Below are 13,012 nucleotides of genomic sequence, written 5' to 3'. Positions count from 1 at the left end.
ATTACTATTTGCTAAAAAACGGGGAAATTGTATAGAACGTTACATTTTATATCAATTTTTCATACTTTTAATTAATCTAAAAGCTAATAATGAGTAAAATCACAGCAGCAATTACAGCTGTCGGAGGCTATGTTCCTGAGTATGTTTTAACGAACAAAATCCTCGAAACAATGGTTGAGACCAATGATGAGTGGATCACCTCTAGAACAGGTATAAAGGAGCGACGAATTCTTAAAGAAGATGGAAAAGGCACATCATTTTTAGCCATAAAAGCCGCAGAAGACTTAATTCAAAAAAAAGGATTAGATCCAAAAGAAATTGATTTGGTTATTGTTTGTACAGCAACACCAGATATGAAAGCTGCCGCAACAGCTGCATATACAGCAACGCAAATTGGCGCTGTAAATGCATTCTCTTACGATTTAGAAGCCGCATGTTCTAGCTTTCTTTACGGCATGTCAACGGCAACAGCTTATATAGAAGCAGGGCGTTACAAAAAAATCCTCTTAATAGGAGCGGACAAAAATTCATCATTTATTAATTACGAAGACAGAGCAACCTGCATTATTTTTGGTGATGGAGCAGGTGCGGTACTTTTTGAGCCTAACGAAGAAGGTTTAGGTTTGCAAGATGAACTATTGAGAAGTAATGGTGAAGGTCGCGACTTTCTACAAGCAACTTACGGAGGGTCTTCTTACCCCATTACTAAGGATACCTTTAAAGAGGGAAAACATTATATTTTTCAGGATGGAAAAACAGTATTTAAAAATGCTGTTTTTAATATGGCAGATGTTGCTGAGAAGATTATGAAAAGAAATAATCTTACTAATGATGATATTTCTTGGTTGGCAGCACATCAAGCTAACAAGCGTATTATTGATGCTACGGCTAATAGAATTGAATTAGAAAGTGATAAGGTAATGATGAACATTCAGAGGTATGGTAATACAACTTCTGCTACCTTACCATTATTATTATTTGATTACGAATCACAACTTAAGAAAGGTGATAATATTATATTTGCTGCCTTTGGTGGTGGATTTACTTGGGGCTCAATTTATTTTAAGTGGGCTTATAATTCCTAATTAAAAACTAACTAACAAAATATCTAAAATTATGGATATAAAAGAAATTCAGAACTTAATTAAATTTGTTGCTAAATCTGGCGCAAGCGAAGTTAAGTTAGAAATGGATGATATTAAAATCACCATTAGAACTGGTTCAGAAAGCGAAACGACAATTGTACAACAAATGCCAATGCAATCAGCTCCTGTAATGCAACATCAGATGCCTGCGCAGCCAGTAGCCTCACCTGTACAAGAAGCTGCTGCCCCTGCAGAAGATTCAAAATACATTACTATAAAGTCTCCAATAATTGGTACATTTTACCGCAAGCCATCACCAGACAAACCAGTTTTTGTAGAGGTTGGTACAGATATTAAAGAAGGAGATGTTCTTTGTGTTATCGAAGCGATGAAATTATTTAACGAAATAGAATCAGAGATTTCTGGTAAAATTGTTAAAGTACTCGTTGATGATTCTTCTCCTGTAGAGTTTGATCAGCCACTATTCTTGGTAGATCCATCATAACCCGATTTAAAATTCCAAAGTATAATTTCTCATATGTAGAAATTTGGAATTTGAAATTTTAAATACATAAAAGTTATGTTTAAAAAAATATTAATAGCCAATAGAGGGGAAATAGCGCTTAGAGTTATTAGAACCTGTAAGGAAATGGGCATACGAACGGTAGCTGTATATTCTACAGCGGATGCAGAAAGTCTTCATGTTAAGTTTGCGGATGAAGCTGTTTGTATTGGACCACCACCAAGTAGTGAGTCCTACCTTAAGATATCAAATATTATTGCAGCTGCAGAAATTACAAATGCAGATGCTATTCACCCCGGTTATGGGTTTTTATCTGAAAACGCAAAATTCTCAAAAATATGTGAAGAGCATGGTATAAAATTCATTGGTGCATCTGAAGAGATGATCAACAGAATGGGAGATAAAGCTAATGCAAAAGCGACAATGAAAGCTGCTGGAGTGCCGTGTGTTCCCGGAAGTGAAGGTATTATTGAAACTTTTGAAGACTGTGTAAAAGTCGCTAAAGAAACAGGGTATCCTGTAATGCTTAAGGCTTCTGCAGGTGGTGGTGGAAAAGGTATGCGTGCCGTTTGGAAACCAGAAGATCTTCAAAATGCATGGGAATCTGCACGTTCAGAGTCTAAAGCTGCTTTTGGAAATGATGATATGTATATGGAAAAGCTTATCGAAGAGCCACGCCATATTGAAATTCAAATTGTTGGTGATTCTCGTGGAAAAGCATGTCATTTATCAGAAAGAGATTGCTCTATACAAAGACGTCATCAAAAATTAACAGAAGAAGTGCCTTCTCCTTTTATGACTGATAAACTGAGAACTAAAATGGGTAAAGCTGCTGTGAAAGCTGCTGAGTTCATTAAATATGAAGGTGCTGGTACGGTAGAATTTCTAGTAGATAAACATAGAAATTTTTACTTTATGGAAATGAATACACGTATCCAAGTAGAACACCCAATTACAGAACAAGTTATTGATTTCGATTTAATTAGAGAGCAAATATTAGTAGCTGCAGGTGTGCCAATTTCTGGTAAAAACTATACTCCAAACTTGCATTCTATAGAATGTAGAATTAATGCTGAAGATCCATTTAACGATTTTAGACCGTCACCAGGTAGAATAACAACCTTACATGCGCCAGGTGGACATGGAGTGCGATTAGATACTCATGTTTATGCGGGTTATAGCATTCCTCCTAATTACGATTCTATGATCGCGAAATTAATTACAACGGCTCAAACGCGGGAAGAAGCTATCAATAAAATGAAACGTGCGTTAGACGAGTTTGTGATTGAAGGTATTAAAACAACAATACCTTTTCATAGGCAGCTAATGGATCATCCAGATTATTTAGCAGGTAATTATACGACTAAGTTTATGGAAGATTTTAAATTAGAAAAAGAGATTGAAGAATAGAAAAAAAACCCAAATGTAAATTTGGGTTTTTTTTATTTAATGATGTTTCTATGCGTATTCAACAGAGTACGGTTTATTATTTATAAAATTATTACCGTAACTTTAAGGATTATTTAAAAAAAAACAAATTATGTCTCAAAATTACGTAGCAAAATGTATAGCTATTTTAATGGTATGCTTTTCTATTTCAGCAACTTCGCAAACATCAGATGAATTGTGGAGTAGTATTAATGAATCAAAAGCAAAAAAAACAGAACAGGTTGTAAGAAAAATTAATCTTAAATCTGAGGTTTTTTTTCAATTAAGCATTGAAAAGTTAAAAAATGCGCTTCAAAATGTCGGAAACAGAGAAAATCCAGGAAATACTATAATTTCTTTTCCAAATTCGGAAGGTGAACTAAATCGGTTCAAAGTGTTTGAAGCTTCAATTATGGAGCCAGAACTACAGGCGGAGTTTCCAAATATGAGAACTTATGCTGGCCAAGGCATTGATAATCCTACAGAAATAATTAGGTTTAGTATTACACCTAAAGGTTTTCATGCCATGTTTTTAGGCACATCAAAGGGGACTCAGTTTATTGATCCATTTTCTAAAGAAGGGCATATATACACGGTTTATTCTAAGAGTGATTTAACAGAAAGTGATTTTCAATTTGAATGTGGTGTTATAGATGAAGACGCTGCCTTCGATGCTAGGACTTTTAATGCTCCTACAACGAAAAATGCTGATGATGGTATTTTGAGAAATTATCGTATAGCTATAGCTTGTACAGGGGAATATGCCGCTTTTCATGGAGGAACTGTTGCCGAAGCATTGGCAGCGGTAGTAACAACCATGACAAGAATAAATGGTATTTATGAAAGAGAATTGTCAATTACAATGACCTTAGTTGCTAATAATGCTAGTTTAATTTATACTAACGCTGAAACTGACCCATTTGATAATGATAATGGAAGCTTATTAATTCAACAAAGTCATAATCAAATTACCGCTCAAATAGGTACTTCTAATTTTGACATAGGACATACATTTAGCACCAGTTCTTCAGGTGGTTTAGCAAGTTTAGCATCTACATGCGTTGGTAGTAGAAAGGGAAGAGGTATTACTGGGTCTAATCAACCAATTGGTGATTCTTACGATGTAGATTACGTTGCTCACGAACTTGGTCATCAGTTTGGAGCACCACACACTTTTAACGGAACAGTGGGAAGTTGTTCAGGTGCAAATAGATCTAGTTCTACTGCCTATGAGCCGGGAAGTGGAACAACTATTATGGCCTATGCAGGTATTTGTGGTTCTGATAATATACAATTTGGAAGTGATGCTTATTTTCATCAAAACAGTTTAAATACTATATGGAGTCATGTGACTAGTTCAGGGGCTTGTCCAATAAATACTATCTCAACAGGGAATACGGAACCTGTAGCAAATGCAGGAGCTGATTATACCATACCTAGAGGAACTCCTTATAAACTAAATGGTAATAATTCTACGGATGCAGATGGTCTCGAAACATTAACTTACACTTGGGAACAATACGATTTAGGATCTGCAGGATTGCCAACAGAAACAACGTTCACTGGGCCTTTAGTAAGGTCTTACGAAGGTACTGATGATCCGATAAGGTATGTACCGAAGTTTTCAGATGTTTTAACTAATGGAGGGACATCAACAGAATGGGAAAAATTATCTAATTTAACCAGAAGTATTAATTTTATGCTAACTGTTAGAGATAATGATGCTAGAGGCGGACAAACAGATTCGGACCAAATGACTATTTCTAATGTTTTTACAGCGGGTCCATTTACTGTGACATCACAAAGCGCTAATGAAATCACTTGGACGCCTGGCGAAACAGAAACCATAACTTGGAATGTCGCTGGTACAACTGGTAACGGTGTTAATACGGCAAATGTTAATATTCGACTTTCAACAGACGAAGGTTTAACATATAATACTTTTTTAGCTACTAATGTGCCAAATGACGGCTCTCACCAGATTGTTGTTCCTAACGTAAGTGCAGCAAAATGTAGAATAATGGTTGAAGGTGCGGGAAATATTTTTTACAACCTTAATACTACTTTTTTCGCTATAGGTAATTATATTTATGAAGCTGTAGACGTATGTGAAAGTTACACCTATGATTTTGGGGGTTTAAGAGTACCAGAAAGCTTAGCGAATTACTCAGGCTATGGGCTTAATGTACCAGTTTCTTTAAATATCACAGATGCAAATATTTCAGTAGATATAACACACCCCAATAGTGGTGATTTATTATATGGTTTTAGGCACCCAGCTTATACCGGTACATCCCTTTATAACTTAGCGACCCAAGAATGTTCTGGTACTGCAAATCCAAATTTAATTTTTGATGATGAGGGTGGTGCTATCAATTGTGCTACTTTAAGTAATGGAGATCGCGTTATTCCACAAGATGCATTATCTGTTGTAGATGGTACAAACTCTCAAGGGGATTGGGTATTCTTTATTTTTGACAATACAGTTAACGGTACTGATAGTGCAATAAACACAGTAACAATTGAGGTTTGTGAAAACTCTGTTCAACCCGTATTGTCGGTGCAGGATAACGAACTAGATCAATTAAGTATTTATCCAAATCCAAATAATGGCACATTTAATATCCAATTTAATCCAAGGTCTGGAGAGGACGTTTCTGTAGCTGTTTATGATATTAGAGGGAGATCTATTTATGCAAAGAACTTCCAAAATGGAGGTAGATTCGAAGAGACTATTCAACTTAATAACGCACAATCTGGTGTGTATTTATTAACCATTGTAGATGGCGCTCAAAAAGTAACTAAGAAAATTATAGTTGACTAAACATTAAATTATATTTAAAAAAGCTCCTAACTTTAGGAGCTTTTTTTATGCTATGAATGTGTCATATTGGGAAATAAAAAATTGGTTAACTGACATCGATTATACAATTGTTGGCAGTGGCATTGTTGGTCTTAATTGTGCCTTACAACTCAAACAGCGATTTCCAAACGCCAAGATTTTAATTCTTGAAAAAGGAATACTTCCACAAGGAGCGAGTACTAAAAATGCAGGTTTTGCATGCTTTGGAAGTTTAAGCGAAATTATAAATGATTTAAACCACCATTCGGAAATTGAAATTTTAGACTTAATTAAAAATCGAATTGAGGGACTTCAATTACTTCGTAAAACAGTAGGTGATGACGCTATAAGTTATAGAAATCTTGGAGGTTATGAATTGTTCTTAGATTCTGATGAACGGTTATATAATTTATGTCTTAATAAGCAGGAATACATTAATCAACTTTTGCAGCCCTTATTTAATAAGGAGGTATTCTCATTCAAAGAAAATAATTTCGGATTTAAATATATACAATCACAATACTGTTTTAATTCATTTGAAGGCCAGATTGATACAGGAAAAATGATGGATGCTCTATTGTATAAAGTGCAATCCTTAGGCATTAAAATATTGAATAATTGTGTTGTTGAAACCTTCTCAGAAGATTCAAATTCTGTAAAATTAAAAACGAATCATTTTACGCTTTCAACCCAGAAACTTTTTATAGCTACAAACGGATTTGCTAAACAATTAAATATCTCTGATGTTCAACCAGCAAGAGCACAAGTTTTAATTACTAAACCTATTGATAATTTACATATTGAAGGAACATTTCATTTAGATGAAGGGTATTATTATTTTAGAAATATAGACAATAGAATCTTGTTGGGTGGAGGCCGAAATCTAGATTTTAAAACTGAAGAAACTACGGTATTTGGAGAAACACAAATCATTCAAAATAAACTAGACGACTTGTTAAAAACAACTATTTTACCTAATACTAAATTTGAAATAGACCATCGTTGGAGTGGCATAATGGGAGTCGGAAAGCAGAAAAAAGCGATAGTAAAACAATTATCAAACAATACGTATTGCGGAGTACGTTTAGGAGGAATGGGAATTGCAATCGGTAGCACCATTGGGAACCAATTAGCTCAATTATTAGATTAATTTATGAAAAAATTATTTCGGTTTTTAATAAAAATCCTTTTATGGTTTGTTGCGCTTTCTATAGGTTTCGTATTTCTATTTAAATACGTTCCTGTTCCTTTTACACCTTTAATGGTTATTAGATATGCTGAAAGTGATGAAGATTCTAAAATGTGGAAACACGATTGGGTGTCAATAGATAAAATAGCTAAAAACTTACAGTTAGCTGCTATTTGTAGTGAGGATCAAAAGTTTTTAAACCATAGCGGTTTTGATGTCGAAGCCATTGAAAAGGCGTATGAACACAATAAAAAAGGTAAGCGTATTAAGGGTGGAAGCACTATAAGCCAACAAACAGCTAAAAATGTGTTTTTATGGCCAGATCGTAGCTGGTTACGCAAAGGCTTAGAAACCTATTTTACATTTTTAATTGAAATGATCTGGAGCAAAGAACGCATTCTCGAAGTGTATTTAAATAGTATTGAGATGGGTCCAGGGGTTTATGGTGCAGAAGCAGCATCACGATATTGGTTTAAGAAATCGGCAGCGAATTTAGATGCTTATGAAGCTGCAGCAATTGTTTCAGTATTACCTAACCCAAGAAATTATCGAGCAAATCCGGCAACAGTATATATACAAAATCGAAAGCAGTGGATTGTAAAACAGATGCGATTTTATGGAAAATTAGACTTAAAGATTAAAGAATGAATATAAAAGAAGAATTGTATAAGTCCTGTTTAGAGTTTATTAATAACCGATTATTAACGGTTACAACAACGATTTCAGACATCCAAAATTCATTGCAATCTGAAACCAAAAGTAGTGCAGGAGACAAGCACGAAACTGGTAGAGCGATGTTACAGTTAGAACGTGAGAAAGCCGGTCATCAATTAGCTGAAATTGAAAAACAAAAAGAAATTCTTCAGAACATTAATATAGAATCAAAGCATCAAAGAGTCGCATTTGGCAGTGTGGTGTTCACATCAAAAGCCAATTATTTTATAGCTATTAGTGCAGGTGAAATCAGTTTAAAAGATTGTAAAATTTATGCCATTTCGGTGGCGACACCAATGGCACAATTATTACTTTCAAAAATGGTCGGTGATACAATACAATTTAGAGATGACGTGTTTACTATTACTAAAATAGAATAGAAAACGTTAAACTATTTTTCTTTTTTTGTATTCTTATGTAACTTAACAAGATAGATGTCATAGCAAATAATGTTATACCCTACTTAAAGATTCAATGAAGAAAAAACACTTTGATGTTATAGTTATTGGTGGTGGATTAGCCGGATTAACAAGTGCAATTCATTTAGCGAAATCTAAATTAGAAGTCTTACTCATTGAAAAAAATGAGTATCCAAAACATAAGGTTTGCGGAGAGTATGTATCTAATGAAGTATTGCCTTATTTAGAATTTTTGGGTTTTAATCCTTTTGAATTCGGTGCAAAACAAATTTCTAATTTCGAATTAACCACACATAACAATAAAAGGATTGTAGCTAATTTACCGCTTGGTGGTTTTGGTATGAGTCGCTATGAGATGGATTTTCAACTGTATCAATTAGCTATTAAAAACGGTGTTTCTGTACTTCAAGATTCTGTAGTGGATGTTAATTTTGAAGCGGACAACTTTCAAGTTAAAACAAAAACGAATCAAATTTTCCAAGCAAGAATAGTTATTGGAGCATATGGCAAACGCTCAAATTTAGATGTTCAGTTTAACAGAAAATTCATTAAAAAGAAGTCACCATATTTAGGAGTTAAAATTCATGTTTCAGGAGATTTTCCTGAGGATAAAGTTGCATTACATAATTTTAAAGGAGGTTACTGTGGTGTTTCAAAAGTAGAAAATAACCATATTAACTTATGTTACATTACTAATTTTGAAGCTTTCAAAACCTACAAAGACATTGCCACATTTCAAGAAGAAGTACTTTTTAAAAATTCCGAATTAAAGAGACTTTTTAAGACTACAATATCACAATTTGAAAAGCCAATAACCATTAGTCAAATTTCCTTCGAAACGAAACAACCTGTAGAAAACCATATCATAATGTGCGGAGATACAGCGGGTATGATTCATCCATTATGCGGAAACGGTATGGGAATGGCAATAAGAAGTGCGCAATTAGCATCTGAATTGATTATTGATTATCTTCAAGGAAAAATTGAATTGCGCAAAACACTAGAAAATCGATACACTAAAAGTTGGAAGAAAACTTTCGGTCTAAGGTTAAAAGCAGGACATAGCATTGCGTATTTGTTTAGACAAGATTGGTTGGCTCCAAAATTGTTAACGGTATTGAGATGGTTCCCGTTTTTAATGCCAATGATTATTAAAATGACACACGGTAAACCTATGAAAATAAAATGAGCTTATTTTTAGATACCAAATTAAGAAGTAACAAAACCGAAATCATGGACGATTTTTCTCTTAAGGGAGAATTGCTTCGGGATACTTTGGATAAACTCGGTAACATTAATAAATGGTTGGGTGGCAATCGGGTAACTCTAAATGGCATCGCTCAACTTTTAAAAAATCAACCTAAAGATAAAATCTACACCATTATAGATTTAGGTTGTGGTCATGGAGATATCTTAAGGTTAGTCGCAAACTATGGAAGAAAGCATCAGTACAACTTTAAATTAATTGGAATAGATGCTAATGCAGATGCTATTGCTTATGCCAACGAATTGTCAACTGATTTTCCGGAATTAAGCTTTGAAAGCATTGATGTTTTTTCAGATCAATTTGAAGTTTTAGAGTTTGATATCGCTTTAACCACCTTGTTTTTGCATCATTTTAAGGATAACGATATTTTAAGTTTATTAAAACGTCTTTCAACAAATGCTAACTTAGGAATCGTGGTTAACGATTTGCAGCGTAGTAAAATAGCTTATAGATTATTTCAATTATTAGGATTAACAATTTCTAACGATATGATAGTTGAAGACGGATTAACTTCAATTTTAAGAGCGTTTAGCCGAAAGGATTTGGAAACATATTCTAATACATTACATCTAAAATCAGAGATTCGTTGGCAATGGGCTTTTCGTTATCAATGGCTTATTCGAAGTTGAGTATTTATGCAGGTTTGTTTAAAAACGAAAAATAAAAATCGCCTTTAATAGAAAATATATGGCAGTAAAAATAACAGCAGTAGCAAAACAATTACCAAAATACAGCAGAGAAACTAAAGATATTTTACCCTTTGTTGAGTTATGGTTAGATGGGCAAGAAGAACGTTTTAAACGAAAAGTCTTAAAGATTTTTGAAAATGCAGCGGTAGATAAGCGGTATTCTATTATGGATCCTGAAGAGGTTTTTGTAAGTACCTCTTTTGAGGAAAAAAATGATATTTATATTAGAGAATCTATAAAATTAGCAGAAGCGAGTTTACAGAAAGTTTTAGATAAAGCAAATTTACAACCTACAGATATCGACTATATTATTACAGTAAGTTGCACAGGGATTATGATTCCGTCGTTGGATGCTTATTTAATAAATAGCTTAAAAATGAAACAAGACATTGTTCGTTTGCCAGTGACAGAAATGGGATGCGCAGCAGGAGTTTCAGGAATAATCTATGCTAAGAATTTTCTAAAAGCAAATCCAAATAAAAGAGCTGTTGTTATTGCAGTAGAAGCGCCAACTGCAACTTTTCAGCTCAATGATTTTTCTATGGTAAATATAGTCAGTGCAGCTATTTTTGGAGATGGCTGTTCAAGTGTAATTCTATCATCTTATGATCATGAAAAAGGACCCGAAATCATAGACGAAGCCATGTATCATTTTTATGATGCCAACCACATGATGGGTTTTAAATTGAAAAACACAGGCTTGCAAATGATTTTAGATCAATCTGTACCACAAACCATTGCAGATCATTTTCCAAAAATTATACATCCGTTTTTAGAACGAAATAATTTAACTATTGAAGATATTGATCATTTGATATTTCATCCTGGTGGAAAAAAAATAGTGCAAACCGTTGAAGATTTGTTTGGTGCTTTGGGTAAAAACTTAGATGATACCAAAGAGGTTTTAAGATTATTTGGTAATATGAGTAGTGCCACTGTTCTCTATGTTTTAGAGCGTTTTATGGATCGAGATTTACCAAAAGGAGATAAAGGAATTATGCTAAGTTTTGGGCCAGGTTTTTCCGCACAACGTATTTTGTTAGAGTGGTAATGATATGATAAAGGAAGACATCATAAAACGGCTACCTTACCAAGCACCATTCTTATTTGTTGATGGTATTGATGCTATTTCAGAAAATGGAATAACAGGTCACTACAGGTTTAAAGAAGATGAAAGTTTTTACGAAGGCCATTTTAAAGATCACCCAATAACACCAGGAGTGATTCTTACAGAATGTATGGCGCAGATTGGTTTGGTATGTTTGGGTATTTTTTTATTAAAAGATGAATTAAGCGAAGTTAGAAAACCTCAAATAGCTTTAACATCTCATCAAATGGATTTTTATTTGCCTGTTTTGCCCAATGAAAAAGTAACTGTAATTTCAGAAAAGGAAGTCTTTCGTTTTAATAAGTTAAAATGTAAAGTGAAGATGCTAAATGAAAAGGGAGAATTGGTTTGTAGAGGTACAATATCAGGAATGATTAAAGTTTAATTTATACGGAGTTGTCAGCTTTCAAAAATCAGATAGCTTTTCAGAATTATAAATTTTTCCCCTTTTAGAAAGGTTAAAACAAGATGAAAAATAGAGTAGTCATAACAGGATTAGGAGTTGTAGCACCCAATGGAGTTGGAGTTCCAGATTTTACAAAATCTTTAAAAGAAGGTACGTCCGGAATCACATGTCATGATAACTTAAAAGATTTTAAATTTTCATGTCAGATTGGTGGTGTTCCTCAAATTTCGGACGAAAAAAAATCACAATATTTTACAGATTTACAATTAAGAGGGTTTAATAGTTCAGGGATTTTATATGGATGCATCGCAGGTATTGATGCCTGGAAAGATGCCGGTTTTGATATGGATTCTGAAAGTCAATTAGATTATGATACAGGTTTAATTTTTGGTGCAGCAACCTCAGGCGTTGAAAAATTTAGAGAGGCAATTTATGGTGTGGACGATGGTAATGTAAGACGTTTAGGAAGTACAGTAGTTTTGCAAACCATGGCAAGTGGTGTAAGTGCTTATTTGAGTGGTATGTTGGGTTTAGGAAATCAAGTAACCACAAATTCTTCAGCCTGCACTACAGGAACCGAAGCGTTAATAATGGGTTATGAACGCATTCAAAACGGAAAGGCCAAACGTATGTTAGTTGGTAGCTGTAGTGATCATGGTCCTTATATTTGGGGGGGCTTTGATGCTATGCGTGTTATGACTTATAAACACAATGAAAGCCCAGAAGAAGGATCGAGACCAATGAGCGCAACAGCTAGCGGATTTGTACCAGGAAGTGGAGCGGGAGCTTTACTGCTTGAATCATTAGAAAGTGCTTTAGAACGTGGCGCTAAAATTTATGCAGAGGTTTTGGGAGGTGAAGTAAATTCTGGTGGTCAACGACAAGGAGGTACGCTAACAGCACCAAACGCAGAAGCTGTGCAACGCTGTATAAAAAAAGCAGTTGAAAACTCTGGAATTACAGCAAAGGAAATTGAAGTGATTAATGGACATTTAACAGCGACCTCAAAAGACAGTTTAGAAATTGAAAACTGGTCTAAAGCTTTGGAAAGAAAGGGAAGTGATTTTCCATATATAAACTCTACAAAATCTATGATTGGGCATTGTTTAGCAGCTTCAGGCTCTATTGAATGTGTGGCAAGTATTATTCAGCTGAAGAATCAGTTTGTAGCACCAAATATTAATTGCGAAGATTTACACCCAGAAATTGAAGCGCTTGTAGATTCAAATAAAATTCCAATAGAAAAAATGGATGTCAATTTTGATATTATTGCGAAGGCAAGTTTTGGTTTTGGTGACGTGAATGCGTGTGTAATTTTCAAGAAATTTAACGATTAGCAATA

Annotated in this window: 12 protein-coding genes; all 12 read left to right on the top strand. The window is 34.2% G+C overall.

What is annotated here, in order from left to right; genetic code table 11:
* Nucleotides 1–89: 89 nt before the first annotated feature.
* A complete protein-coding gene (locus tag HM986_RS04750) occupies nucleotides 90–1,085 on the top strand; it encodes a beta-ketoacyl-ACP synthase III (RefSeq protein WP_179333911.1) in 996 nt (331 codons plus the stop codon).
* A 31-nt stretch (nucleotides 1,086–1,116) separates the two neighbouring features.
* Complete coding sequence (accB, locus tag HM986_RS04745) at nucleotides 1,117–1,590, top strand: acetyl-CoA carboxylase biotin carboxyl carrier protein (protein ID WP_179333910.1); 474 nt, start codon at nucleotides 1,117–1,119, stop codon at nucleotides 1,588–1,590.
* 75 nt (nucleotides 1,591–1,665) lie between these two features.
* Nucleotides 1,666–3,018 carry an acetyl-CoA carboxylase biotin carboxylase subunit gene (accC, locus tag HM986_RS04740; RefSeq protein WP_179333909.1) on the top strand — a complete coding sequence of 451 codons (1,353 nt, stop codon included), beginning with the start codon at nucleotides 1,666–1,668 and terminating at the stop codon, nucleotides 3,016–3,018.
* A gap of 130 nt (nucleotides 3,019–3,148) precedes the next feature.
* Entirely contained in the window at nucleotides 3,149–5,860 is a 2,712-nt protein-coding gene (locus HM986_RS04735) for a zinc-dependent metalloprotease (RefSeq protein WP_179333908.1), read from the top strand.
* A gap of 52 nt (nucleotides 5,861–5,912) precedes the next feature.
* Nucleotides 5,913–7,028 carry an NAD(P)/FAD-dependent oxidoreductase gene (locus tag HM986_RS04730; RefSeq protein WP_179333907.1) on the top strand — a complete coding sequence of 372 codons (1,116 nt, stop codon included), beginning with the start codon at nucleotides 5,913–5,915 and terminating at the stop codon, nucleotides 7,026–7,028.
* 3 nt (nucleotides 7,029–7,031) lie between these two features.
* The gene (gene mtgA, locus HM986_RS04725; RefSeq protein ID WP_179333906.1) at nucleotides 7,032–7,715 is read left to right on the top strand and encodes a monofunctional biosynthetic peptidoglycan transglycosylase; all 684 of its coding nucleotides are present in this window, start codon (nucleotides 7,032–7,034) and stop codon (nucleotides 7,713–7,715) included.
* A complete protein-coding gene (locus tag HM986_RS04720) occupies nucleotides 7,712–8,161 on the top strand; it encodes a GreA/GreB family elongation factor (RefSeq protein ID WP_179333905.1) in 450 nt (149 codons plus the stop codon). Before mtgA ends, HM986_RS04720 begins: the two co-directional genes overlap by 4 nt.
* A 94-nt stretch (nucleotides 8,162–8,255) precedes the next feature.
* Nucleotides 8,256–9,389 carry an NAD(P)/FAD-dependent oxidoreductase gene (locus tag HM986_RS04715; RefSeq protein WP_179333904.1) on the top strand — a complete coding sequence of 378 codons (1,134 nt, stop codon included), beginning with the start codon at nucleotides 8,256–8,258 and terminating at the stop codon, nucleotides 9,387–9,389.
* Entirely contained in the window at nucleotides 9,386–10,096 is a 711-nt protein-coding gene (locus HM986_RS04710; RefSeq protein ID WP_179333903.1) for a methyltransferase domain-containing protein, read from the top strand. The genes HM986_RS04715 and HM986_RS04710 overlap by 4 nt, the downstream gene beginning before the upstream one ends.
* 58 nt (nucleotides 10,097–10,154) lie before the next feature.
* Nucleotides 10,155–11,207 (top strand): type III polyketide synthase, encoded by a 1,053-nt coding sequence (locus HM986_RS04705; RefSeq protein ID WP_179333902.1) that lies wholly within the window; start codon nucleotides 10,155–10,157, stop codon nucleotides 11,205–11,207.
* A gap of 4 nt (nucleotides 11,208–11,211) precedes the next feature.
* Nucleotides 11,212–11,649, top strand: a complete 438-nt coding sequence (locus tag HM986_RS04700) for a 3-hydroxyacyl-ACP dehydratase FabZ family protein (RefSeq protein ID WP_179333901.1) — start codon at nucleotides 11,212–11,214, stop codon at nucleotides 11,647–11,649.
* 83 nt (nucleotides 11,650–11,732) lie between these two features.
* The gene (locus HM986_RS04695) at nucleotides 11,733–13,007 is read left to right on the top strand and encodes a beta-ketoacyl-[acyl-carrier-protein] synthase family protein (RefSeq protein WP_179333900.1); all 1,275 of its coding nucleotides are present in this window, start codon (nucleotides 11,733–11,735) and stop codon (nucleotides 13,005–13,007) included.
* The last annotated feature ends 5 nt before the right edge of the window (nucleotides 13,008–13,012 follow it).

Origin of the sequence: Winogradskyella costae (assembly GCF_013403865.1) — a bacterium.
Classification (GTDB): domain Bacteria; phylum Bacteroidota; class Bacteroidia; order Flavobacteriales; family Flavobacteriaceae; genus Winogradskyella; species Winogradskyella costae.
Note: the sequence above shows the minus strand (reverse complement) of the source record. Positions and strands in the feature narration are given on the sequence as shown.